Annotated in this window: 20 protein-coding genes; 12 read left to right on the top strand and 8 right to left on the bottom strand. The window is 67.9% G+C overall.

Annotated features, from left to right (window positions below):
• Positions 1-8: 8 nt before the first annotated feature.
• From pyrR to gshB, 5 genes are all read right to left on the bottom strand, one after another.
• Positions 9-518: a bifunctional pyr operon transcriptional regulator/uracil phosphoribosyltransferase PyrR gene (pyrR, locus tag EC839_RS10780; protein WP_007161674.1), complete on the bottom strand. Its 510-nt coding sequence runs from the start codon at positions 516-518 to the stop codon at positions 9-11.
• 2 nt (positions 519-520) lie between these two features.
• Entirely contained in the window at positions 521-973 is a 453-nt protein-coding gene (gene ruvX / locus EC839_RS10785; protein WP_007161675.1) for a Holliday junction resolvase RuvX, read from the bottom strand.
• Positions 970-1,539 (bottom strand): YqgE/AlgH family protein, encoded by a 570-nt coding sequence (locus tag EC839_RS10790; RefSeq protein ID WP_007161676.1) that lies wholly within the window; start codon positions 1,537-1,539, stop codon positions 970-972. Before EC839_RS10790 ends, ruvX begins: the two co-directional genes overlap by 4 nt.
• A gap of 55 nt (positions 1,540-1,594) precedes the next feature.
• Positions 1,595-2,473, bottom strand: a complete 879-nt coding sequence (locus EC839_RS10795) for an energy transducer TonB (RefSeq protein ID WP_007161677.1) — start codon at positions 2,471-2,473, stop codon at positions 1,595-1,597.
• A 103-nt stretch (positions 2,474-2,576) separates the two neighbouring features.
• Complete coding sequence (gene gshB / locus EC839_RS10800; RefSeq protein ID WP_007161678.1) at positions 2,577-3,527, bottom strand: glutathione synthase; 951 nt, start codon at positions 3,525-3,527, stop codon at positions 2,577-2,579.
• Positions 3,528-3,747: 220 nt separating this feature from the next.
• On the opposite strand from gshB, the gene pilG reads away from it, so the two are divergent.
• From pilG to EC839_RS10840, 8 genes are all read left to right on the top strand, one after another.
• Positions 3,748-4,155, top strand: a complete 408-nt coding sequence (gene pilG, locus EC839_RS10805; protein WP_132832542.1) for a twitching motility response regulator PilG — start codon at positions 3,748-3,750, stop codon at positions 4,153-4,155.
• 40 nt (positions 4,156-4,195) lie between these two features.
• Positions 4,196-4,561: a twitching motility response regulator PilH gene (gene pilH / locus EC839_RS10810; RefSeq protein WP_007161680.1), complete on the top strand. Its 366-nt coding sequence runs from the start codon at positions 4,196-4,198 to the stop codon at positions 4,559-4,561.
• 49 nt (positions 4,562-4,610) lie between these two features.
• Entirely contained in the window at positions 4,611-5,147 is a 537-nt protein-coding gene (locus EC839_RS10815) for a chemotaxis protein CheW (RefSeq protein WP_007161681.1), read from the top strand.
• A gap of 161 nt (positions 5,148-5,308) precedes the next feature.
• Positions 5,309-7,339 (top strand): methyl-accepting chemotaxis protein, encoded by a 2,031-nt coding sequence (locus EC839_RS10820; protein WP_039976073.1) that lies wholly within the window; start codon positions 5,309-5,311, stop codon positions 7,337-7,339.
• A gap of 61 nt (positions 7,340-7,400) precedes the next feature.
• Positions 7,401-8,249, top strand: coding sequence for a protein-glutamate O-methyltransferase CheR (locus tag EC839_RS10825; RefSeq protein ID WP_007161683.1), 849 nt, complete (start codon positions 7,401-7,403; stop codon positions 8,247-8,249).
• Positions 8,250-8,260: 11 nt separating this feature from the next.
• On the top strand, positions 8,261-15,439 hold the full coding sequence (locus EC839_RS10830) for an Hpt domain-containing protein (protein ID WP_132832543.1): 7,179 nt from the start codon (positions 8,261-8,263) through the stop codon (positions 15,437-15,439).
• On the top strand, positions 15,432-16,451 hold the full coding sequence (locus EC839_RS10835) for a chemotaxis protein CheB (protein WP_039976079.1): 1,020 nt from the start codon (positions 15,432-15,434) through the stop codon (positions 16,449-16,451). The genes EC839_RS10830 and EC839_RS10835 overlap by 8 nt, the downstream gene beginning before the upstream one ends.
• A gap of 11 nt (positions 16,452-16,462) precedes the next feature.
• Entirely contained in the window at positions 16,463-16,930 is a 468-nt protein-coding gene (locus EC839_RS10840; protein ID WP_007161686.1) for a chemotaxis protein CheW, read from the top strand.
• A gap of 159 nt (positions 16,931-17,089) precedes the next feature.
• Here the strand turns inward: EC839_RS10840 and EC839_RS10845 are convergent, their stop codons facing one another.
• From EC839_RS10845 to EC839_RS10855, 3 genes are all read right to left on the bottom strand, one after another.
• Positions 17,090-17,749: an HAD-IA family hydrolase gene (locus EC839_RS10845; protein WP_007161687.1), complete on the bottom strand. Its 660-nt coding sequence runs from the start codon at positions 17,747-17,749 to the stop codon at positions 17,090-17,092.
• A 67-nt stretch (positions 17,750-17,816) separates the two neighbouring features.
• Entirely contained in the window at positions 17,817-18,545 is a 729-nt protein-coding gene (locus EC839_RS10850) for a 16S rRNA (uracil(1498)-N(3))-methyltransferase (RefSeq protein WP_007161688.1), read from the bottom strand.
• A gap of 13 nt (positions 18,546-18,558) precedes the next feature.
• On the bottom strand, positions 18,559-19,959 hold the full coding sequence (locus EC839_RS10855; protein ID WP_007161689.1) for an adenosylmethionine--8-amino-7-oxononanoate transaminase: 1,401 nt from the start codon (positions 19,957-19,959) through the stop codon (positions 18,559-18,561).
• Between the two features lie 174 nt (positions 19,960-20,133).
• Here EC839_RS10855 and EC839_RS10860 point away from each other — a divergent pair, with 174 nt between their 5' ends.
• From EC839_RS10860 to EC839_RS10875, 4 genes are all read left to right on the top strand, one after another.
• On the top strand, positions 20,134-21,711 hold the full coding sequence (locus EC839_RS10860; RefSeq protein ID WP_007161690.1) for a flavin monoamine oxidase family protein: 1,578 nt from the start codon (positions 20,134-20,136) through the stop codon (positions 21,709-21,711).
• Between the two features lie 173 nt (positions 21,712-21,884).
• A complete protein-coding gene (locus EC839_RS10865; RefSeq protein ID WP_132832544.1) occupies positions 21,885-22,439 on the top strand; it encodes a cytochrome b in 555 nt (184 codons plus the stop codon).
• A gap of 35 nt (positions 22,440-22,474) precedes the next feature.
• A complete protein-coding gene (locus tag EC839_RS10870; protein ID WP_007161692.1) occupies positions 22,475-23,053 on the top strand; it encodes a YceI family protein in 579 nt (192 codons plus the stop codon).
• Positions 23,054-23,399: 346 nt separating this feature from the next.
• Complete coding sequence (locus tag EC839_RS10875) at positions 23,400-24,593, top strand: efflux RND transporter periplasmic adaptor subunit (RefSeq protein WP_007161693.1); 1,194 nt, start codon at positions 23,400-23,402, stop codon at positions 24,591-24,593.
• The last annotated feature ends 1 nt before the right edge of the window (position 24,594 follow it).

The raw sequence follows: 24,594 nt of genomic DNA on the forward strand, positions 1-24,594 counted from the left end.
GATCCAGGTCAGGCGGCGGGGACGTCGCGATATTCGAGGGCGAGCGGCGAGGGGCCAGTCAACTTGACGCGCTGGGTGGGGGCCAGGGTCAGGGTGGCGCCCACCACGTCAGGCTGGATCGGCAATTCGCGGGCATTGACGTCCAGCAGGCAGACCAGGGTCACACTGGCGGGACGGCCATAGTCGAAGAGTTCGTTGAGCGCCGCGCGCACGGTGCGGCCACTCATCAGCACGTCGTCCACCAGCACCAGGTGGCGCCCATCGACCTCGAACGGCAGGGCCGAGGGGCGCACCTGGGGATGCAGCCCCTTCTGGGTGAAGTCGTCGCGGTAGAAGGAGACGTCCAGGCTGCCCAGCGGGGTGTCCAGGCCGAGTTCGGCCAGCAGGGCCTCGGCGACCCAGAGGCCGCCGGTGTGGATGCCGACGAAGCCGGGGTCGGTGATGCCACGACGATCCAACGACAGGCGCAGGTCGGCGGCCAGCCGCGGTAGGAGCTCGGCGGGAGAGGGCAGGTGCATGGCTACTCCGATTGCGGGCGCGCGGCCCGTTCCAATTGTTGGGTCAGCCAGCCTTCCAGGAGAAGGGCGGCGGCAAGGGCATCCACCGGGCGCTCGCGATAGCCGTCGCGCTGACCGCCCTGCAGGCGCTCGCCCTTGGCGGCATAGGTGGTGAGGCGCTCGTCATGGGTATGCACGGGCAGGCCGTAGCGACCCTGCAGGCGGCGGGCGAAACGTTCGGCGCGTTCGCTCATCTCGCTGGGCGTGCCGTCCATGTTCAGCGGCAGGCCGACCACCAGGGCGGTGGGCCGCCACTCGTCCAGCAGGCGCTGGATCTGCTGCCAGTCGGGCACGCCGTTCTGCGCCTTGAGGGTGAGCAATTCGCGGGCCTGACCGGTCACGGCCTGGCCGACGGCGACGCCGATCTGCCGGGTGCCGTAGTCGAAGCCCAGGTAGAGACCGCTGGGCGCGCTCATGCGTGGCCCGCCTGGCGCGAGAGCAGGCGCAGGTCGACCCCCAGCAGGGCGGCGGCCGCGCCGAGGCGCTGCTCGCTCGGCGTCTCGAACAGCAGGGCGCTGGTGGCCGGGGTGGTGAGCCAGAGATTGGCGGCGAGTTCTTCTTCCAGCTGGCCGGGACCCCAGCCGCTGTAGCCCAGGGTGATCAGGTGGCGGCTCGGGCCGGTGCCGTCGGAGAGGGCGAAGAGTACGTCCGGCGAGGTGGTCAGGCTCAGTTCTTCGAGTTCCAGGGTGTTCTGGAACACCGGGCCGGCGTCATGCAGGACGAAGCCGCGATCGGTCTGCACCGGACCGCCGGCATAGAGCACCACCCGGGTGTCTTCCGGGGTGGCCGGTATGTCCGGACGCAGCTGTTCGAGCAGGTCGTCCAGGTGCAGGCCATTGGGCCGGTTGATCACCAGGCCCATGGCGCCGTCCGGGCCATGGTCGACGAGGTAGATCACCGTCTCGGCGAAATTGGGATCGTCCATCTGCGGCATGGCGATCAGGAGCTGGTGCTGTAGGGTGGTGCTGGAGGTCGGCTTCATGACCGGCAAGTTTCCCGGTTGCGCGGTCCGGCTTCAAGTCCAACGGCGTCCTGGGCTATTGACTGGACAGGCGGTCGCCGCGCTCGAAGCGCCAGGTGCGGATGATCTCCAGGCGATCGATGTCGGCCAGATCGCCGCTGAAGGGGGCGAAGGGCGCCGCCAGCCGGACGATGCGCAGCGCCGCCTGATCCAGTACTTGGCGCCCCGAGGACTCCAGCACCTGGACCTCGTAGAGCGAGCCATCCTTGTTGATGGACACCAGCAGGCGCAGGCTGCCGTAGAGGCGATCGCGCTTGGCCTGTTCGGGGTAGTTGAGATTGCCGATGCGCTCGATCTTGCGCCGCCATTCTTCCTTGTAGCGGGCGCCCTTGTCCTTTTGCGTCGAGGCGGCGTTGATCCGCCAGATCTTTGGCCGCTTGGCGTATTGCTGGCGCTCCTCGGCGAGCTGGGCCTCCAGGCTGGCGAGCTCGGCGGCCTGGCTGTCGGACTCGGGACTCGGCGCATCGCGCTGTTCCCGCTCCGGCGTCTCGCGACTGGGTTCGGCCTTGGTCGGCCGCGCGGCGCGGGTGGTTACTGCCGCCTTGGGCGCCTGGGCGCGATCCGCCGCGGGCGGGCGGGCCGGGGGCGCGGCCTGGCGGATCTCGCTGTCGTGGAAGGGCGCCTGTACCGGGGTGCTCGGGGCCGCCGCCTTGTCCAGGGTGCCGCTACCCTGCTGGTTCTCCTGGGCGAGGAAGTCGGCCTGCTTGGGCGCCTCGTCGCTCTTGAAGCTGGCCAGCGTCACCTCCAGGGTACGGCTGATCTGGGTGGGCTCGGGCAGCGAAAAGCCGACGCCGAGAATCAGCACGACGTGCAGCAGGGTCGCGATGAGCAGCGTGAAGCCCAGGCGGTCGGCGGGACGAACCTGGCTGGCGGGGGAGGAGGCGGTGCTGGGCATTGACTGGGTCGGCAAGGGCAGAGGACGCGCGGCAGGGCTGGCGCCAGTCTGCGGATTGTGTCCGCGGTTGTCCATGCCGCCACGGGCGGCACGGACCCTCGCCTCAGCCCGCGCGTTGCTGCGCGATCACGTCCATGAGGCGCTCGGCGATGCGGGTGTCGTAGGCCGCGTCGATCTCGCGGATGCAGGTCGGACTGGTGACGTTGATCTCGGTCAGGTGCTCGCCGATCACGTCCAGGCCGACAAAGAGCAGGCCGCGCTTGCGCAGTTCCGGGCCCACCGTGGCGGCGATCTCGCGATCCCGCGGCGACAGCGGCTGGGCGACGCCACGACCACCGGCGGCCAGGTTGCCGCGGGTCTCGCCCTGGGCCGGAATGCGCGCCAGGCAATAGTCCACGGGTTCGCCGTTGATCATCAGGATGCGCTTGTCGCCGTCCTTGATGCCCGGCAGGTAGCGCTGGGCGATGATCTGCTGGGTGCCATGGGCGGTCAGGGTCTCGAGGATCACCGAGAGATTGGGATCGCCTTCGCGGTGGCGGAACACCGAGCTGCCGCCCATGCCGTCCAGCGGCTTGAGGATGACGTCGCCATGGGTACGGGCGAATTCGCGGATGATGTCGGCGCGGCGGCTGACCAGGGTCGGCGGCGCCAGCTCGGGAAACAGGGTGGCAAAGAACTTCTCGTTGCAGTCGCGCAGGCTGGCCGGGCGATTCACCACCAGGGTGCCGCCACGCTCGGCCTGCTCCAGCAGGTAGGTGGCATAGACGAATTCGTTGTCGAAGGGCGGATCCTTACGCATCAGGATCACGTCCAGTTCGCGCAGGGGCAGGTCGACTTCTTCGCCAAAGGCGAACCAGCGCTCCGGATCCTGGAACACGTCCAGCTGCCGGCCACGACCGCGGGCCTCACCATCGACCTGGTACAGGTCCTGCATCTCGAAATAGTGCAGCGTCCAGCCGCGCGCCTTGGCCGCCCACAGCATGGCCATGGAGCTGTCCTTCTTATAGGAGATGCGTTCGATGGGATCCATGACGATCCCCAGGCGGATACTCATTGACGCTAGACCTCGGTTGTACGTGGGCAAGGCGTCAGAATAGCCCTTCGATCCCCTCCAGTGCCAATGCTTGCGCGATCGTCGTGGCGGGCGGGCCGGTGGTCCGCCACCAGGGGATCTGCGTGGTGCGTCACGGTATTGTGTGCTACAAAGAGGCGCCGCCAAAGTGCCCGGATCGACATCATTCACGTTTCCTCGACGATGAGCTGGTAGCTTGAACATGGAACAGTATTCGGAAGGGCTGAAGGTCATGGTGATCGACGACTCGAAGACGATTCGTCGGACCGCCGAGACCCTGCTCAAGAAAGTTGGCTGCGAGGTCATCACCGCCATCGATGGATTCGATGCGCTCGCCAAGATCGCCGATAGTCACCCCCACATCATCTTCGTGGACATCATGATGCCGCGACTGGATGGCTATCAGATCTGCGCGCTGATCAAGAACAACAGCGCCTTCCGCGCGACGCCCGTCATCATGCTGTCCTCCCGTGACGGGCTCTTCGACAAGGCCAAGGGCCGCATCGTCGGCTCTGACCAGTACCTCACCAAACCCTTCAGCAAAGAAGAACTGATCGGTGCGATCAAGACCCACGTCCCCAGTTTCACTCCGCTCGAACAAGCGTCCTGAGTGTCCTGAGGCGGGCGATTCAATCTAGTAGGAAATTTTCATGGCTCGAATTCTGATCGTCGACGACTCTCCCACCGAGATGTACAAGCTCACCGCCATGCTGGAAAAGCATGGGCATCAGGTGCTCAAGGCCGAGAACGGTGCCGACGGCGTCGCCCTGGCCCGCCAGGAGAAGCCGGATGCGGTGCTGATGGATATCGTCATGCCCGGCCTCAATGGCTTCCAGGCCACCCGGCAGCTGACCAAGGACGCCGAGACCAGCCACATTCCGGTGGTCATCGTCACCACCAAGGACCAGGAAACCGACAAGGTCTGGGGCAAGCGCCAGGGCGCCAAGGACTACCTCACCAAGCCCATCGACGAAGACACCCTGCTGCGCACCCTGGCGGGTGTCCTGCAAGGCTGAGGTCTTTCGTCCGTTTCTCGCGGCAGCGCCCCACTGGGCAGGGAATCCTATGAGCGACGCCACCACGCCCTACGAACTCTTGCGCCTGATCGATCTGCGCTGCCGCGAGCGGGCGGCCGGCCTGCCGGCGCAGCAGGAAAATCAGCGCAGCTGGAGCGGTATCGGCTTTCGCCTCGGTGAATTGCGCTTCGTGATTCCCATGGGCGAGGTCAGCGAGATCCTGCCGGAGCCGCGCTTCACCGCGCTGCCCGGCGTCAAGCCGTGGCTCAAGGGGGTGGCCAACGTGCGCGGTCGCCTGCTGCCGATCGCCGACCTGGGGCAATTCCTCGGGGTGAAGATCCAGGCCCTGCGCAAACAGCGGCGCATCCTGATCGTCGACCATGGCGACCTCTTCGTCGGATTGGCGGTTGACGAAGTCCTGGGGATGCAGCATTTCGACATCGAGGCCTATCGCGAGCACGCCGACAGCGTGCCGGCGGGCCTGCACTTCTTTCTGGAAGGTGTCTTCCAACGCGACGTGCCCTGGCTGGTCTGCAGCCCGCGCGCCTTGGTCGAGCATCCCGAGTTCATGGACGTCGCGGCCTAGCGGGCCGGGCGTCCGGACGCTGCAAGGCGGATCGGGGTCGGGATGGCAGGAGCCGTCGCCGACGGGTGGGGGTAGGGCGACGAGCACCGGCTTCAAGCGAACCGGTCCGGCGTCCGACAAGGATAGAACTAAAGGAACCAAGGTCCAGGCGGGGGCCGCTGATGAACAAACTCAATACCGGGAAACTCAACGCGTGGGTCGCGGGCATGTTCGTGGTGCTGATCGTCGCGATCGTGCTGCTGTTCGCCAACTTCGCGTACCTGGGCACCCAGACCAACTACGACAACCAGTATCAGGGCCAGGCCACCGAGCTGCGCATCCTTTCGCAGCAGCTGGCCAAGAGCGCCAGTGAGGCCGCGACCGGCAAGGCCGACGCCTTCAAGGACCTGCGTCAGGCCCGTGCCGAATTCGAGCGCCGCCTGAACATCCTGCGCAGCGGCGATCCGCAGACCGGTCTGCCGGCGTCGCCGGCGATCCTCCGTCCGCGTCTCGATACCCTGGAATCCCAGTGGGAGGCCCAGCGCAAGCAGGTCGACACCATGCTTGGCAGCGAGCAGACGGTACTGTCCCTGCACCAGCTGTCCGGCGCCCTGGCCGATACCATCCCTCAGCTGCAGGTCGAGAACGAAGAGATCGTCGACATCCTGATCGAGCGCGGCGCGCCCGCCAGTCAGGTGGTGGTGGCTCAGCGTCAGGCACTGCTCGCCGAGCGGATCCTCGGTGCCATCAACAAGATCCTCACCGGCGACGAAGCCGCCGTGCAGGCGGCCGACAGCTTCGGCCGCGACGCCAGCCTGTTCGGCCGGGTGCTCAAGGCCATGCGTGAGGGCAACGCCTCCATGGGCATCGCCAAGATCACCGATCCCGAGGCGGTCGGTCGCCTGAACGAAGCCAACAAGCTGTTCGAATTCGTCTCCGGCAACGTCGACGAGATCCTCGCCACTTCGCCCGAACTGCTGCAGATCCGCTCCGCCGTGGGTCTGATCTACCGCGGTTCCCAGGCGCTGCTCGGTTCCGCCTCGGACCTGAGCGCCGGCTACGCGTCGCTGGCCCAGAGCCGCAAGATCAACACCGTGGGCAGCTACCTGCTGGTGTTCATCGCCCTCGGCGCCATCCTCTGCATCGGCTACATCCTGGTGCGCGACACCCGCCGCCGTCTGGCCGAGACCGACGAGAAGAACCAGCGCAACCAGACCGCCATTCTGCGTCTGCTGGACGAGATCGCCGACCTCGCCGACGGTGACCTGACCGTGCAGGCCACGGTGACCGAAGACTTCACCGGCGCCATCGCCGACTCCATCAACTACTCCATCGACCAGCTGCGCGAACTGGTGGAAACCATCAACCAGACCGCCGTCCAGGTGGCCGCCGCCGCCCAGGAATCCCAGGACACCGCCACGGTGCTGGCCGAGGCCTCGGAACACCAGGCCCAGGAAATCGCCGGGGCCTCCGCGGCGATCAACGAGATGGCCGTGTCCATCGACCAGGTATCCACCAACGCCTCCGAATCCAGCGCGGTGGCGGAGCGCTCCGTGGCCATCGCCAACAAGGGCAACCAGGTGGTGCACAACACCATCATCGGCATGGACAGCATCCGCGAGCAGATCCAGGACACCGCCAAGCGGATCAAGCGCCTGGGCGAATCCTCCCAGGAGATCGGCGACATCGTCGGCCTGATCAACGACATCGCCGACCAGACCAACATCCTGGCCCTGAACGCCGCCATCCAGGCCTCCATGGCCGGTGACGCCGGCCGCGGCTTCGCCGTGGTCGCCGACGAGGTCCAGCGCCTCGCCGAACGTTCCTCCGGTGCCACCAAGCAGATCGAGGCCCTGGTCAAGGCGATCCAGACCGACACCAACGAAGCGGTCATCTCCATGGAGCAGACCACCTCGGAAGTGGTGCGCGGGGCCGCCCTGGCCCAGGACGCCGGTGTGGCCCTGGAAGAGATCGAGAAGGTATCCCAGAGCCTCGCCGGGCTGATCCAGAACATCTCCAATGCCGCGCGCCAGCAGTCTTCGTCCGCCAGCCACATCTCCAGCACCATGAACGTGATTCAGGAGATCACCTCGCAGACCTCGGCCGGCACCACCGCCACTGCGCGCAGCATCGGCGAGCTGGCCAAGCTGGCCAGCGAGATGCGGCGTTCGGTTTCGGGCTTCAATCTGCCGAACGAGCAGCCGCTGGGCTGAACGCAGCGGCCGCATCGCGGTGTGGCGAGGGGGAGACGGGGTGAGGGAGTCGAGTTGGGCGTTGCGCCGTGCTCCCGAGCTGCCGGATGCGGACTTCGAGCGTTGGCGACAGCTGCTCGAGATGCGCGCCGGCATGGTGCTGGACGATCGCCAGCGCAGCTTTCTGCAGATCCAGCTGGCCGCGCGCATGCGCGAACTGGAGATCGCGGACTACGACAGCTACTACCAGGTCGTCTGCGCGGGCATCGGCGGACGCATCGAGTGGGTCCGGCTGCTCGATCGGCTGACCATCCAGGCCACCCGCTTCTTTCGCCATCCACCGTCCTTCGCGCTGCTGGAAGCCTTTGTGAGTGAATTCGCCCGGACCACCGAGGGCAACGGTCTGACCCTGTGGAGTCTGGGGTGCGCCAGTGGAGAGGAAGCGTTTTCGATGGCCATCAGTACCGCCGAAGCTCTGGCCCGGCAGCCACGCCCCCTGACGTTCGCCCTGACCGGTACCGACATCAGCAGCGAAGCCCTGCGCCAGGCGCGGCAGGGGACCTACAGCCTGCAGCGGCTGGCCGGGGTGCCGGCCAGCCTGCGCGAGCGCTATTTCCGCACCCATGCGGACGGCAGTTTCGAGGTCACCGCGGGCCTGGCGGAGCGACTGTGCTTCGCCCGACTCAATGTGCTGGAACTGGGGCAGGCCCCCTTGCAGGGGCTCAATGTCATTTTTTGTCAGAACTTGCTGATTTATTTCCGCCGCTGGCTGCGTCGAGACCTGCTCAACCAGCTGGTCCAGCGGCTTGCACCGGGTGGGCTCTTGGTCCTGGGTGTCGGTGAGGTGAGCAATTGGAGCCACCCGCAACTGGTACCCGTCGATCATCCCGAAGTCCTGGCGTTCACCCGCCAGCTGAGCCCCCCGGCATGACAGGAGCCGAGATGATCGATCGACACGACTACGTAGCCCTCGAGTGGGTCAAGGGAGAGATCGCCGAAACCTTGCAGCAGGCCCGCAAGGCGCTCGAGGCGTTCGTCGACAACCCGCACGACCGTAGCCGCCTGGGTTTCTGCCGGACCTATGTGCACCAGGTCTACGGCACCCTGCAGATGGTGGAGTTCTATGGCGCCGCGCTGCTCGCCGAAGAGATGGAGCTGCTGCTGCAGGCCCTTCACGAAGAGCGGGTGAACAGCTCGGACGAGGCGCTGGAAGTCCTGATGCAGGCCATCCTGCAGGTGCCGCCCTATCTGGACCGGGTCCTCGAGGCCCGCCGCGATCTGCCACTGGCCATCCTGCCGCTGCTCAACGACCTGCGCTCGGCGCGCGGGGAAAAGCTGCTCTCGGAAACCAGCCTGTTCTCGCCGGATCTGTCCGCCACGCCGCTGTCGCTGAGCGATGCCGAGCTGGCCGACCGCGCGGCGCCGGACTGGCTGCCACGCCTGCGCAAGCTGCGCCAGGCGCTGCAGGGCGCCCAGGTCGGACTGTTCCGCGACCGCGACGTCCAGTTGCACCTGGATTATCTGCTGCGGGTCTTCGAGCGGCTGGATCAGCTCTGCGCCGGCTCGCCCTTTGGCGCGCTCTGGCCGGTGGCGGCGGGTCTGACCGAGCTGTTGCAGGCCGGCGAGCTGGACAACAGCAGCTCGATCCGCGGTCTGCTCCGGCAACTGGATCGTGAACTCAAGCGACTCATCAGCGATGGGGTGACCACCCTCAACCAGCCGGCGCCGGCCGATCTGCTGAAGAATCTGCTGTTCTACCTGGCCAAGGCGCCGGTGCAGAGTCCGCGCATCGCCGCGCTCAAGGCGCACTATCGCCTCGACGAGGCCCTGCCGGATGCCGAGCTGGTGGGCTTCGAGCGTTCGCGCATCGTCGGCCCGGATCGCGAAGCCATGCGCTCGGTGGTGACCGCGCTTTGCGAAGAGCTGGTGCAGATCAAGGACAGCCTGGATCTGTTCGTGCGCAGCGATCGCCAGCAGCCCGCCAGCCTGCGCGGCCTCCTGGCGCCGCTCAAGCAGATCGCCGATACCCTGGCGGTGCTGGGCTTCGGCCAGCCGCGCAAGGTGGTGCTGGAACAGCACGAAGCCGTGGCCGAACTGGCCGAGGGCGCGCGCGAGGCCAGCGACGCCGCCCTGATGGATATCGCCGGGGCGCTGCTCTATGTCGAAGCCACCCTGGCCGGCATGGTCAGTGGCAACGAGGTCGGCGATGTCGAAGAGAGCCGGCTGCCCACCACCGACATCGATCAGCTGTATCGGGTGGTGGTGCGCGAGGCGCGCAACGGCCTGGAGCAATCCAAGGACGCCATCATCGAGTTCATCGCCTCCCAGTGGAATCATGTCCACCTGGAGTCGGTGCCCCTGCTGCTGACCCAGGTCCGTGGCGGCCTGGCGATGATTCCGCTGGAACGGGCCGCGGCCCAGGTCCAGGCGGCCAACGACTACATCTGCCAGCAGCTGCTGGGCAAGCAGGCCGTGCCCGACTGGCAGAGTCTGGACACCCTGGCCGACGCCATCACCAGCGTCGAGTACTACCTGGAGCGCCTGGCGGAAGACCCGTCCACGCCCCACGACATGATTCTCGACATCGCCGACGAAAGTCTCATCGCCCTCGGCTATCCGCCCAGGGCGGCCGGCGAAGACGAGGAGGCGGCCGCGCCCCTGGCCTCCGGCGAGGTCGAGCCGCCGCCTCAGGCGCTGCCCGAAGAAGCGCCGTTGCCGGCGGAGCCGGTGGCCGAAGAGACGCTGGAACCTACCGCCCTGTCGGTCGAGGAGCCTGCGGACGCCGACGATGAATTCCTGATCGAATTCGAGCCTGCCGCAGCGCAGGAGCCTCCGACCTCCACGCCCCAGGCGGACGAAGAGGACGCGGCCGCGGTGACCGATGAGGCGCCGCAGGCCGAGGCCGAGCCGGAGGGCGCGGAGCCCGAGGAGTTGCTGGCCGGCATCGAGCTGGACAGCCTGCCGCCCGCCACCCCCGATGCCGAGGCGATCGCCGAGGTGCTGGCGGCGCCGGTCAATCCCATCAATCCTCCAGCGGCGCAGGTGCCGCAGGCGTTGCTGCCGCCCGCGGCCGATGCCGAACCGGTCGAGGAGGAGCTGCGCGAGGTCTTTATCGAAGAGGCCGGCGAGGTCCAGGCCGAACTGGAGCGCTGGCTGCCGACCTGGCAGGCCGAGCCCGAGCAGCGCACCGCGCTGAGTGAATTGCGGCGCAACTTCCACACCCTCAAGGGCAGTGGCCGCATGGTCCAGGCGCTGGTGATCGGCGAGCTGGCCTGGGCGCTGGAGAATCTGTTCAATCGCCGGCTGGATCACAGCGTCGCGCACAGCGCTGCCGTGCAAACGGTGGTCGAGCAGACCTGCGCGCTGCTGCCGGAGCTGGTCGCGGAATACGCCGCGGATCGTCAACGGCAACGCGACGACGTCGACTGGCTGGCCCACGCCGCCCATGCGCTGGCCCGCAACGAAGCCCTGCCCGAGCGAGTGCCGGCAGGCAGCGCGGCCCTGTCCGCGGCAGCTGCGTTGCCCGTGGCAGAGGTCATCGAATCCGCGATCCCTGCACCTGCCGCCGCCGAAGCCGATACCCAGCTGCTGGATATCTTCCGCACCGAAGCCCAGGCGCACCTGGAAACCGTGCGCCGTTTCCTCGAGTCGGCCGACGCCGGCAGTGCCCAGCCGGTCTCCGACAATCTCCTGCGCGCCCTGCACACCCTCAAGGGCAGTGCCCATATGGCGGGCAGTTCGCCGATGGCCGAGCTGGCGTCGGCGCTGGAGCGGCTGGCCAAGGAATACAAGCTCGCCCATGTCGCCTTCGCCGAACCCGAGTGCGGACTGCTCGCCCAGGGCGCCGAGTTGCTGGAGCAGCGACTGGCCGAACTCGACGAAGGGTCGCTGGCGACCCCGCTGGCGGGCGCGGCGGAAGTGATCTCACGCTGCGAAGCGCTGCTGGAGGAGCTGAATCCCCAGTTGCCGATCCCTGCGGCGCCGCTGCCGGAGCAGCGTGACGTCCTGCGCCTGACCGATTTCCTGATGCCGGCCATGGATCTGCTGCTGGAAGCCGACGAGCGCCTGCATGCCTGGCGCACCGACGGTGATCTGGCCGCCTGCCCGGATCTGCTGGCCGAGCGCCTGAACACCTTTGCCGACGGGGCCGCCCGGGTCGGGCTGGCCGATGTCGAGCAACTGGCCGAAGCCCTGCAGGTGGTCTATGCCGCCGCGGCGAGCGGTTCGCTGCCCGCCGATGCGGCCTTCTTCCGCGAGGCGGAAGAGGCCCAGGAAGCCCTGATCAGCATGCTCAATCAGCTGGCCGGCGGCATGCGGGCGACGCCCAGCGAGGAACGCATCCAGGGCCTGCGCGGCCTGCTGGCCGGCATTCTCGCCGGGTTGCCCATGGCGGACACCAGCCTGCTGGCCGAGCCCGAACCCGAAGCGCTCTTCGATCCGGCAACGGCCACGCCGGTGGCACCCGAGCTGGCGCTGGACGTCGAACTGCCCGCCGAAGCCGAAGCCGAAGCCGAAGCCGAAGCCGAAGCCGAAGCCGAAGCCGAAGCCGAAGCCGAAGCCGAAGCCGAAGCCGAAGCCGAGCCTGACCTCGAGCGGCCGGAAGCGTCGGAAGAGACGCAGCCGCTGGCAGCGGACAGCGAGCCGGCCGCGGTCGAGCCCGAGACCACCGAGACCACCGAGACCACCGAGACCGCTGAGACCACCGAGACCGCTGAGCCCGTCGATCCGGAGATGCAGCTGATCTTCCTCGAGGAAGCCCAGGATCTGCTGGACAGCGCCGACCGGGCGCTGAAACGCTGGCTGGTGGAGCCGCAGCAGCGCTTCCACCTCGGCACCCTGCAGCGCGATCTGCATACCCTCAAGGGCGGCGCCCACCTCGCCGGGGTGGCGCCGGTCGCGCGTCTGGCCACGGAGCTGGACGCCATCTACGAAGGCCTGCTCGACGGCCGTCTCGCCGGCGGTGCCGAACTGGCCCAGCCCCTGCGCGATGCCCATGGCTGCCTGGCGGCGCAGCTCGAAGAACTAGCGGCGGGAGAGCCGGTCAGCGAGCATGCCGACCAAGTCGAGCGCCTGCAGCGGATCCGTACCGGTCATCTCGATGATCTGCCGGCGCTGGACGACAGCGGATCGGCCCCGAGCGAGCCCGCGCTCGGCGAATCGCCCGCGGAGCACCCGGCGGACGTCGAATCCGCGCTCCGGGAGCCGGCGCCAATAGCGACCGCGTCGGAGGCGGAGGAAGGTCCCGACGCCGAGTTGCTGGCCATCTACATCGAAGAGAGTCGCGACCTGCTCGACAGCATGGCGACCTCGCTGCGCGCCTGGGAAGCCGAGCCGCACAACAGTCTCGAACTGGAATCCCTGCTGCGCGACCTGCACACCCTCAAGGGCGGCGCGCGGCTGGCCGAGGTGGATGCCATCGGCGATCTCGCCCATGCCCTGGAGGCCTTCTACGAAGGACTGGCGCGCGGACGGATCAAGCCCGGCGCGGACCTGGGCGATTTGCTGCAGCGCTGCCATGACCGCCTGCACGAGCAACTCGAAGCCCTGGCCCGGGGCGAGACCCCGGTCCCGGCCGCCGATCTGATCGCGGCCTTGCGCGATTACCGCGGCGAGCCGCTGGCGACCGGCGTGACCGCCGCGGCCGTGGTGGCGGCACCGGTCTTCGACGCCGACACCGATGCGGAAATCCTCGAGATCTTCATCGAGGAAGCCCAGGACCTGCTGGTCAGCATGGACGAGGCCCTGGCGGACTGGTCGGCCGCGCCCGATGTGGCGGTGGACGAATTGCTGCGCTGCCTGCATACCCTCAAGGGTGGCGCGCGTCTGGCCGGTCTGCACGGCCTGGGCGAGCAGGCCCATGAACTGGAACAGCAACTGGCGGAATTACGCTCGCTCGCCGTGGGGCTGAGCGAGGGCGACCGCGAACGGGTACGCGCCCTGGCGACCCAGGGCGTCGACGGGCTGCAACTGGCGGTCGCCCAGCTGTCGCTGCCGGCCGCCGCCCAGGCGAGTGCGGCAGCCGAGCCGAGCGAGACGGCCGAGGCCGAACCGGACGCCGCGCACGAGGCTGAGCAGCCACCGGTCGCGGACGTCGCCGAAGAGGAGGCGCCTGCTGACCCGGACGTCGAGCCCGCCGTCGAGGGCCTGCCTGCTGCCCTGTCTGAGCAAGACGGCGCGGCGGCCCCCGTCATGGTCGCGGCCGAGACGCCCGCGGCCCCGGTGGCTCCGCTGCCCTTCGTGCAACGTCTGCAGCAGGTCCGCCAGCAGGCGGCGCAGCGGCGTTCGTCCCAGGAGCTGGTGCGGGTACCGGCCGCGCTGCTGGAACAACTGGTCAACCTGGCCGGCGAGACCTCGATCTTCCGCGGTCGCGTCGAACAGCAGGTCAGCGACATCGGCACCACCCTCGGCGAGATGGAAGCCACCATCGAGCGGGTGCGCGATCAGCTGCGCCGGCTGGATACCGAGACTCAGGCGCAGATCATCAGTCGTCACCACGAAGACGTGGATCGCGCCGGCTACGAGGATTTCGACCCCCTGGAGCTGGATCGCTATTCCCAGCTGCAGCAGCTGTCCCGCGCCCTGTTCGAATCGGCATCTGACCTCCTGGATCTGAAGAACACCCTGGGCCAGCGCAATCGCGATGCCGAGACCCTGCTGCTGCAACAGGCGCGGGTCAACACCGAGCTGCAGGAAAGCCTCATGCAGACGCGCATGGTGCCTTTCGAGCGCATGGTGCCGCGACTGCACCGGGTGGTACGCCAGGTCAGCGCCGAACTGGACAAGCCGATCGAGCTCAGGGTCGGCAACGCCGAAGGCGAGCTGGACCGCACGGTGCTCGAGCGGATCATTCCGCCGCTGGAGCACATGCTGCGCAACGCCATCGACCACGGGGTCGAGGACGCCGCCGGACGCCAGCGCGCCGGCAAGCCGGCCGAAGGCGTGATCAGCCTGGATCTGCGTCGTGAAGGTGGCGACATCATCCTGGCCCTGGCCGACGACGGCCGTGGCATCGACCTGGCCGCGGTGCGTCGCAAGGCTATCGAGCGCGGCCTGATGGCGGAAGACGCGCAGCTCGCCGATGAGGAGCTGCTGCAATTCATCCTCGAATCGGGCTTCTCCACCGCGCCGACCGTCACCCAGATCTCCGGGCGGGGCGTGGGCATGGACGTGGTGCACCAGGAGGTGAAGCAACTCGGCGGCAACATGGACATCCACAGCGTGGCGGGCGAGGGGACGCGCTTCACCATCCGCCTGCCGTTCACCGTGTCGGTGAACCGCGCGCTCATGGTGCATGCCGGCGACGACCTCTATGCCGTGCCGCTCAACACCATCGAAGGCATTGTGCGGGTGACCGCGGCCGATCTCGAACGCTATTACCGTCCGGGGGCGGGCACCTTCGAATACGGCGGCCAGCACTATGACCTGCGCTACCTGGGTCACCTGCTCGGCAATGGCCAGCAGCCCAAGCTGAGCGGCCAGAGTCTGCCGCTGCCGGTGGTGCTGGTGCGCGCCGCCGAATACGCGGTGGCCGTGCAGGTGGATGCGGTGGCCGGCTCGCGGGAGATCGTGGTGAAGAGCCTGGGTCCGCAATTCGCCGGGGTGCCGGGTCTGTCCGGTGCCACCCTGCTGGGGGACGGGCGCGTGGTGGTGATTCTCGACCTGCTGGCGATGATCCGCAGTCAGCGCGCCAGTGGCGAAGAGCTGGCGCGACTGGCGCAGGGTCCGGCCACCGTGGCCGAGGTCACCCGACCGGCGCTGGTCATGGTGGTCGACGATTCGGTCACGGTGCGCAAGGTCACCAGCCGCCTGCTGGAGCGCCACGGCATGGAGGTCTTCACCGCCAAGGACGGGGTGGACGCCATCGCCCAGTTGCAGGAGCGGCAGCCGGACATCCTGCTGCTGGACATCGAGATGCCGCGCATGGACGGCTTCGAGGTGGCGACCCTGGTGCGCCACGATGCGCGCCTCAAGGACCTGCCGATCGTGATGATCACCTCCCGTACCGGGGAAAAACACCGCGAGCGGGCGCTGAGCCTGGGCGTGAACGAATACCTGGGCAAGCCCTACCAGGAGAGCGAACTCCTGGCCCACATCCATCGGTTGGTCAGGGAACATGACTGAGATGCACACCGCCCGCGTCGCCATCCTGGCCGACAGTCCGCTGCAGCGTCACGTGCTGCAGCAGGTGCTGGCCGACAATGGCTATCACGTCGTCCTCAACAGCGATCCGGAGCGCTTCGACGAAGCGGCCTGGCCCACGGTCGCGACCGACCTGTGGCTGATCGACCTGAGCCAGACCGAGGAATCACCGCTGGTGGACGCGCTGCTGGAGGGGGCTGAGGTGCCCATCCTGTTCGGCGAAGGTCAGGCGCCGGAGCGCTTCACCGATCCCTTCACCCAGTGGGAGAAGCGCCTGATCGGCAAGCTCAAGCGGCTGATCGGCGATCCGGTGGCGGCGGTCGGTCCGGCCCTGGAGACCCTGCTGCAGGACCAGCCGCGACCGCCGCGCCTGACCCTGCCGGAACCCCTGGCCAACCTGCCGCTGCCCGCCGGCGATCCCGCTCCCGAGGTCTGGTTGCTGGCGGCCTCCCTGGGCGGTCCGGCGGCGGTAAAGGCCTTTCTCGACGCCTTGCCGGGCGGTCTGCCGGTCGGTTTTCTCTATGCGCAGCACATCGGTGACGGCTTTGCCGCCAACCTGCTGCGCGCGGTCGGCCGGCACAGTCAGTGGCACATCCAGGGCGTGCGCCCGGGTGAGCCGGTGCGCTGTGGCGAGGTGGTGGTGGTGCCGACCCAGCAGGAGCTGACCTTCCGGGCCAACGGCGCCCTGGACATCGTCGAGCGCGCCTGGCCCGAGCCCTATACGCCGTCGATCAGCCAGATGATGCTCAACCTGGCGCAGCACTTCGGTGCGCGCTGCGGGGTCATCGTGTTCAGCGGCATGGGCAACGACGGCACCGCCTCGGCGCCCTATGTGCGGCGGCGCGGTGGCACGCTCTGGACCCAGTCGGCGAGCACCTGCATCGCCCCGAGCATGCCGGAAAGCCTGCGCGAATCGGGTCTCGCGACCCTTACCGCCGATCCCCGCGGCCTGGCCGAAGCCCTGGTGGCGCGCCTGGCCGAGCAGCAAAGCTGAAGGAATCCCTCATGTCGACCGCCGCGCCCGCCGAACACCTGACCGGTCTGCTGCTGACCCTGGCCGATCGCACCCTGCTGCTGCCCAACGCGGCGGTGGCCGAGCTGGTGCCCTGTCGCGAGATCCGGCCACTGCCGGTGCAACCCGACTGGTGCCTGGGCCAGGTGGCCTGGCGCGACCTGCGTCTGCCGCTGATCAGTTTCGAGGCGCTGTCCAGTGGCAGTGCCGCGCAATTCGATGGGGATCGCCATGCGCGGGTAGCCATCCTCAACGCCCTGGGTGGGCGTGAGCGGGTGCGCTTCCTGGCCCTGCTGATCCGCAGCATTCCGCGCTCGTTGCGCATCACCCCCGAGCTGGTCGCCGCCGAGGTACCCCTGGCCGCCCTGGAGCTGGGCGCCGTGGCCTACGAAGGCGGCACGGCGCGCATTCCCGATCTGATCGGGGTGGAAGAGCGCCTCGCCGCCGCCGGCGTCTTCTAGTGTGGTGTTTCAGAGGTTGACTGCACAATTTTGGCGGCGCTTTTTCGTCTTGGGCGGCGTTGCCACTCCTCGCCATAGCCCTGCTATGACTCGTCGCGGCGCCTGGCCCAAGCCAAAAAATCACTCGCCAATTCTTGCACGAACTTCTTAAACACCACACTAGTCCTGCCGGATCAGGCGCAGGGCGCCGTCTTCATCACGGCTGATGCCGACACCGCGGTAGTCGGCCAGGGTCGGCAGCTCCAGGTCCAGCGGCTGGCGATGGGTCGCGGTGATGGCCACCGCATCGGCGCCGGCGGCCTTGGCCGCGGCAAAGCCGGCGTGGGCATCCTCGAACACCAGGCAGTCGCCGATCGCCACCCCCAGCTTGCGCGCACCCGCCAGGAAGCAGTCCGGCGCGGGCTTGCCCTGGGTGACGTCTTCGGCGCAGATCATCACCGGCGGCAGGGCCATGCCGGCGGCGGCGAGCCGCACTTCGGCCAGCCGGCGCGAAGCCGAGGTGACCAGCGCCCAGCTGCCGGCCGGCAGGCTGGCGAGAAAGGCCGCGGCACCGGGGATTTCCTGAATGTCGGCGACGTCGGCGATCTCCAGTTCGGTGATGGCGCGGGTCTCGGCGTCGATGTCCGCGCCCGCCGGGGCGAAGCGCCTGACCGTCTCCACCGCCCGCACCCCGTGCATCACGGCGAGGACGTCCGCCGGATCGAGGCCATGGCCGAGGGCCCAGGTGCTCCAGGCGCGTTCGGCGGAGGCCACGCTGGTGAGCAGGGTGCCGTCCATGTCGAACAGGAAGGCGGCGTAGGGGCGAGAGGGCAGGGTCATCCGGGGCTCCAAAACTATCCGTGGGGAAAGGGACGGGCCGCCGCAGGGCAGCGGCCCGAGGGGCAGGTCAGGGGGTCTGGAAATCACCCCAGAGTTGCTGGGCCACGCTCAGGGCCACCACCGGCGCGGTCTCGGTGCGCAGCACCCGCGGCCCCAGGCGGGCCGGCTGGAAACCGGCGGCGCGGGCGGCCGTGACTTCGGCCTCGCTCAGGCCGCCTTCCGGGCCGATCAGCAGGGCCAGGCGGGTGGGGCGGGCATGGCTTTCCAGGGGCTCGGCCACCGGGTGCAGGACCAGCTTGAGATCGGCGTCCAGCCCGGCCTGCCAGTCGGCCAGCAACTGCGGTGGATGGATCAGCGGCACCGTGGAGCGACCGCACTGTTCGCAGGCGCTGATGGCGACCTGGCGCCAGTGCTGCAGACGCTTGTCGGCGCGTTCGTCCTTGAGGCGCACCTCGCAGCGTTCGCTGACCAGTGGGGTGATCTCGGCCACGCCCAGTTCGGTGGCCTTCTGGATCGCCCAGTCCATGCGCTCGCCGCGGGACAGGCCCTGGCCGAGGTGGATCCGCAGCGGCGAATCGGGTTGGCCGGGCAGCTCTTCGGTCAGCTCGACGCTGAGGGTCTTCTTGCCCACCTCGGCGACCTGGCCGAGGTATTCGCGGCCGCTGCCGTCGAACAGTTGCACGGCATCCCCCGGCGCCAGGCGCAGCACGCGGCCCAGGTAGTGGGCCTGGGCCTCGGGCAGGTCGAGACGGCCAAGGGCCAGGGGCAGGTCGAGGTGGCAGCGGGTGAGACGCATGGCGGACTCCAGATCAGCCGGGATCGCGGTGGTTGGGGTGCAGGTCGCTCAGGGCGACGCTGACCGAGGTGCGGGTGGCGAGGTCGATGCCTTCGCTCGCCACCTCGGCGAGGAAGTCGATCTGCTCGGGGGTGATCACATAGGGCGGTAGGAAGTAGACCACGTTGCCCAGCGGCCGCAACAGGGCGCCGCGGGAGAGGGCGTGCTGGTAGACGGCCAGGCCGCGGCGCTCCTGCCAGGGGTAGGGCGTGCGGCGGGCCTTGTCGGCGGTCATCTCGATGGCCAGGGCCATGCCGGTCTGGCGCACCTCGCCGACCTGGGGATGCTCGGCCAGGTGCGCGGTGGCCTCGGCCATGCGTCGGGCCAGGGGCTTGTTGGCCTCGATGACGTCGTCCTGGGCAAAGATGTCCAGGGTCGCCAGGGCGGCGGCGCAGGCCAGCGGATTGCCGGTATAGCTGTGGGAATGCAGGAAGGCGCGCAGGGTGTGGTAGTCGTCGTAGAAGGCCTGGTAGACCGCATCGGTGGTCAGGCAGGCGGCCAGCGGCAGGTAGCCGCCGGTGAGGGCCTTGGACAGGCAGAGGAAATCCGGACGGATGCCGGCCTGCTCGCAGGCGAACATCGTCCCGGTACGGCCGAAGCCCACGGCGATCTCGTCATGGATCAGGTGCACGCCATAGCGATCGCAGGCCTCGCGCAGGAGGCGCAGGTAGACCGGGTGGTACATGCGCATGCCGGTGGCGCCCTGGATCAGCGGCTCGACGATCACGGCGGCGACGCTCTGGTGGTGCTCGGCCAGGGTGCGCTCCATGTGCGCGAACATCTGCCGCGAATGCTCTTCCCAGCCCATGCCCTCGGGGCGCAGGTAGCAATCGGGACTGGGCACCTTGAGGGTGTCCAGCAACAGGCCCTGGTAGGTCTCGGTGAACAGCGCCACGTCACCCACCGACATGGCCGCCACCGTCTCGCCGTGGTAGCTGTTGGTCAGGGTGACGAAGCGGCGCTTGTCCGGCTGGCCCACGTTGCGCCAGTAGTGGTAGCTCATCTTCAGGGCCACCTCGATGCACGAGGAGCCGTTGTCGGCATAGAACACCCGATCGAGACCGGCCGGGGTCAGGGCGACCAGGCGCTCGGACAGTTCGATCACCGGCTGGTGGCTGAAGCCGGCGAGGATGACGTGTTCCAGCTGGTCGACCTGGGCCTTGATGCGGTCGTTGATGCGCGGATTGGCGTGGCCGAAGACATTGACCCACCAGGAGCTGACGGCGTCCAGGTAGCGCCTGCCGTCGAAATCCTCAAGCCAGACGCCCTCGCCACGGCGGATCGGGATCACCGGCAGCTGCTCGTGATCCTTCATCTGGGTGCAGGGGTGCCAGAGCACCTCCAGGTCACGGCGCATCCAGTCGTGATTGGTCATTGGCGGTCTCCTGGCGACGGGCCCGGCGATAAAAAGGGGGCGCAAGCCTAAGCCAGGGCGCGCGACGGGAGCAAGGCGCGGGCCGATTGCCGGTCATGGCGCCGTCTGGTTGCCCCGGGGCCGCTGGCGTATGCTGCGCCACCGCCGTTTCCCGGTCCCAGGAGTCTAGAAAAGATGTCGTCGCGTTGGACAGGTTTTACCGTCTGCTTGGCAGCCGGCGTATTCGCTACCAGCCTGAGCGCAGGCGCTGCCGAGAAGGCCCATAAAGAGTCGCACAAGGCGCCGGAAAAGGCTGCCGTGGCGCCCGTCGCGCCCAGTGGTCCCTCGGTGATCGTGGTCGGTGCCGGCATGGCCGGTCTGGCCTCGGCTTATGAACTGCAGCAGGCCGGCTGGAACGTGACCCTGCTGGAAGCCGGCGCGCGCGTCGGCGGTCGTTCCGGTCTCGCCTCCAGCGAATGGATCGGCGACACCAAGGCCCAGCCGGTGCTCAACCACTACCTGGACACCTTCAAGCTCAAGACCGTGGACGCGCCGTCCTTCGTGCGCACCCCGGGCTATCTGATCGAAGGCCAGTACTATTCCCAGGACGACCTGGCGCAGAAGATGCCGGCCGTGGCCGATGCCCTGAAGCGCGTCGACAAGTCCCTGGACGACCTGGCCGCCGCCATCAGCGATCCGCTGCAGCCGACCGCCACCCCGACCCTGCACGCCCTCGACCAGATCAACGCCGCCACCTGGCTGGACAAGCAGAATCTGCCGCCGGTAGCCCGCCAGCTGATCAACCAGCGCATCCGCGTGCGCTACGACGAGCCCTCGCGGCTGTCGCTGCTCTATCTGGCCCAGCAGACCCGCGTCTATCGCGGCGTCGAGGACAAGGACCTGCGCGCCGCGCGGCTGCCCGGCGGCAGCGACGTCCTGGCCCAGGCCTTCGTCAAGCAGATCAAGACGATCAAGACCGACAGCAAGGTGTCGAGCATCGTCCAGGATCCGAGCGGCGTAACCGTCAAGGCCGGCGCCAATGGCTACAAGGCCGACTACGTGGTGATGGCGGTGCCCCTGCGCGCCCTCGGCCAGGTGCAGATGACCCCGGCGCTGGACGCCACCCAGCAGGCCGCTATCAAGGGCACCACCTACGGCTGGCGCGACCAGATCCTGCTCAAGTTCAAGACCCCGGTGTGGGACAGCAAGTCGCGCATGAGCGGCGAGATCTACAGCGACCAGGGCCTGGGCATGCTGTGGGTGGAGCCGGACGTCAAGGGCGGCGCCAATGTGCTGGTCAACCTGGCCGGCGACAGCGCGCGCCTGGTGCAGGCCTTTGGCGACAAGCAGATGGTCGATCAGGTGCTGATCCGCTTCCACGCCCTCTATCCCAAGGCGCGCGGTGCCTTCTCCGGCTACGAAGTCCGCCGCTACAGCCGCGATCCGGGCGTGGGCGGTGCCTACCTGGCCTATGGTCCGGGCCAGATCACCCGTTACTGGCGGCTGTGGGAAAAGCCCACCGGCCGGGTGATCTTTGCCGGCGAGCACACCGATCCGCTGCATCCGGGCACCCTGGAAGGCGCCCTGGCCAGCGGTCAGCGCGCCGCCGGCCAGGTCCGCGATCTCAAGGCCGGCAAGGCCGTGGTCCCGGTCGTCGCCAGCGCCAAGGCCCCGGCTCAGCCGGCTGCCGCGCCCAAGGCCGCCGACGCCGCGCCGGCCAAGGACAGTGGCGAGCACGGCTTCTTCTGGAAGCTGTTCCACTGGTCGTTCTGATCCAGACCCGCGCCCGGACGCTGCCCCTGCGCAGCCTCTGGGCCGGAGCGGACGGGGCCTTCGCGCCCCGTCCGATCCATCGATTCCTTCGATATTGATTCGATACTTTTTCCGCTTTCCATCGATACGTTTGCGGCTAGGCTTAGGCAAAGCTTTTTCAGGAGAGAAAAGCGATGCACTGGCGCAACGATGGCCTTCGCTACGGTCTGGTAAGTCTGGTTCTGCATTGGGTCATGGCCCTGGCGATCGTCGCCATGTTCGCCTCCGGCCTGTGGATGCGCACCCTGGACTACTACGACACCTGGTACCACACCGCCCCTGAATTGCATAAGAGCGCCGGCATCCTCTTGCTGATCGCCCTGGTGCTGCGCCTGCTCTGGCGCCTGGTCAGTCCGCCGCCGCCGGTGGAGGGCAGTGCCCTGGTGCGCCGCGCCGCCGGGGCCGGGCAATTCCTGCTCTATGCGCTGATGCTCAGCGTCATGGTGGCCGGCTACCTGATCTCCACCGCCGACGGCGTGGCCATCGATGTCTTCGGCTGGTTCAAGGTGCCGGCGACCCTGAGTGGCCTGCCGGACCAGGCCGATACCGCCGGCAAGATCCACCTCTGGTTCGCCTGGACGCTGATCGTCCTGGCCGGCCTGCATGTGCTGGCCGCGCTCAAGCACCATTTCGTCGACCGCGACGGCACCCTGGTGCGCATGCTCGGCCGCGTCCATACCCCTTCCTGATGTTCGCTTCCCACCACCACATGGAGCTCCATCCAATGCTGAAGAAAACCGTTGCCGCCCTGGCCCTGGGTACCGCTCTGCTGGGCGCCGGCCAGGCCATGGCCGCCGATTACAAGATCGACAAGCAGGGCCAGCACGCCTTCATCCAGTTCCGCATCCAGCACCTGGGCTACAGCTGGCTGTACGGCACCTTCAAGGACTTCGACGGCAACTTCAGCTTCGATGCCAAGGATCCGTCCGCCGACAAGATCAAGGTGACCATCAACACCGACAGCGTCGACACCAACCACGCCGAGCGTGACAAGCACCTGCGCAGCGCCGACTTCCTCAACGTCGCCGCCCATCCCCAGGCCAGCTTCGAATCCACCAAGGTCACCCCCACCGGCGACGGCACCGCCGACGTCACTGGCAACCTGACCCTGAACGGCGTGACCAAGCCGGTCACCATCAAGGCCCACTTCATGGGCGAGGGCAAGGATCCGTGGGGCGGCTACCGCGCCGGCTTCGAGGGCACCACCACCCTCAAGCTCAAGGATTTCAACATCCAGAAGGACCTCGGTCCGAAATCCCAGGAAGTGGAATTCATGCTGTCCTTCGAAGGCGTGCGCCAGTAACGGGACGCCCTCAGGTTGTAACCAAAGATGCCGGATTCGTCCGGCATTTTTGTGCCTGGTCGTTTTTGGTGAGGGGGCGGGCGCCAGGGCGATCCCCTGGCAGAACTCGCCTTCAGCCTCATGGTCTGCTACCGAGGTCGGTCGCCTGGGCCTGATGTCGTAGGAATAGCCGTTTTCACGAGGCGCCGGAGCCGCCAGCGAGATACCCGAGCATGGCACTTGGGTTATTTACAAACAGTCGTGAACGTAAGTATATTTGTCTGATAATAATTCCTATGCTCGAGCCGGTGCGGATCCACAAGGCGCGCTGCGCATGCTCATTTCCCCGCTTTCAAGGACTTTTGATATGCAGATCAAGCCGGCGCATGCCTTTTTCGCTCCCGCCCTGCTGGCCGTGGCCCTGGCCCTGGGCGCCTGCGGCAAGCAGGACAAGGACCAGCAGCAGCAACAGCAGCAGAAGCCCGCGGAGGTCGGGGTGGTGACGATGCAACCCCGCACCGTGACCCTGACCGACGAACTGCCCGGGCGCACCGCCGCCTTCCGCATCGCCGAGGTCCGTCCCCAGGTCAGCGGCATCCTGCTCAAGCGCTACTTCACCGAGGGCGCCGATGTTAAGGCCGGCACCCAGCTCTATCAGATCGATCCGCGCACCTACGAAGCCAACGTCAACTCGGCCAAGGCCTCGCTGGCCCAGGCCCAGGCGACCCTGGCCTCCAATCGGCTCAAGGCCCAGCGCTATGGCGCCCTGGTCAAGGAGCAGGCGATCAGCAAGCAGGAAGCGGACGACGCCCTGTCCATGCAGCGGCAGAACGAAGCCCAGGTGGAATCGGCCCGGGCCGCCCTGCGCAACGCCGAGATCAACCTGGCCTACACCAAGGTCGCCGCGCCCATTTCCGGCCGCATCGGTCGCTCGATGATGACCGAAGGCGCCCTGGTCACCGCCGACCAGACCAGCGCCCTGACCAGCATCACCCAGCTCGATCCCATCTATGTCGACGTGACCCAGTCCGCCACCGACCTGCTGCGCCTGCGTCGCGAACTGGACAGCGGTCAGCTGCAGAAGGTGCAGGGCGAGAACGCCGCCGAGGTCAAGCTGATGCTGGAGGACGGCAGCGCCTACAGCCGTTCCGGCAAGCTCAAGTTCGCCGAGGTCTCGGTGGATCAGGGCACCGGCTCGGTGACCATCCGCGCCGAATTCCCCAACCCCGACAAGCTGCTGCTGCCCGGCATGTTCGTGCGTGCCCAGCTGCAGTCCGGCGTCCGCCAGAATGCCCTGCTGGTGCCGCAACAGGGCGTGACCCGCGACATCAAGGGCCAACCCACCGCCATGGTGGTCAACGGCGAAGGCAAGGTCGAGCAGCGGATCCTCAAGACCGAGCGCACCGTGGGCTCCGACTGGCTGGTCACCGACGGCCTCAAGGCGGGTGACAAGGTCATCACCGAGGGCCTGCAGAAGATCAAGCCGGGCGCCACCGTCACCACCAAGCCGGCGAGCAACATCGCCTCCGCCGAGCAGAAGCCGGCGGGTCAGGCTCAGTAAG

The sequence above is a fragment of the Pseudomonas sp. JUb52 genome, assembly GCF_004341115.1.
Taxonomy (GTDB): domain Bacteria; phylum Pseudomonadota; class Gammaproteobacteria; order Pseudomonadales; family Pseudomonadaceae; genus Chryseomonas; species Chryseomonas oryzihabitans.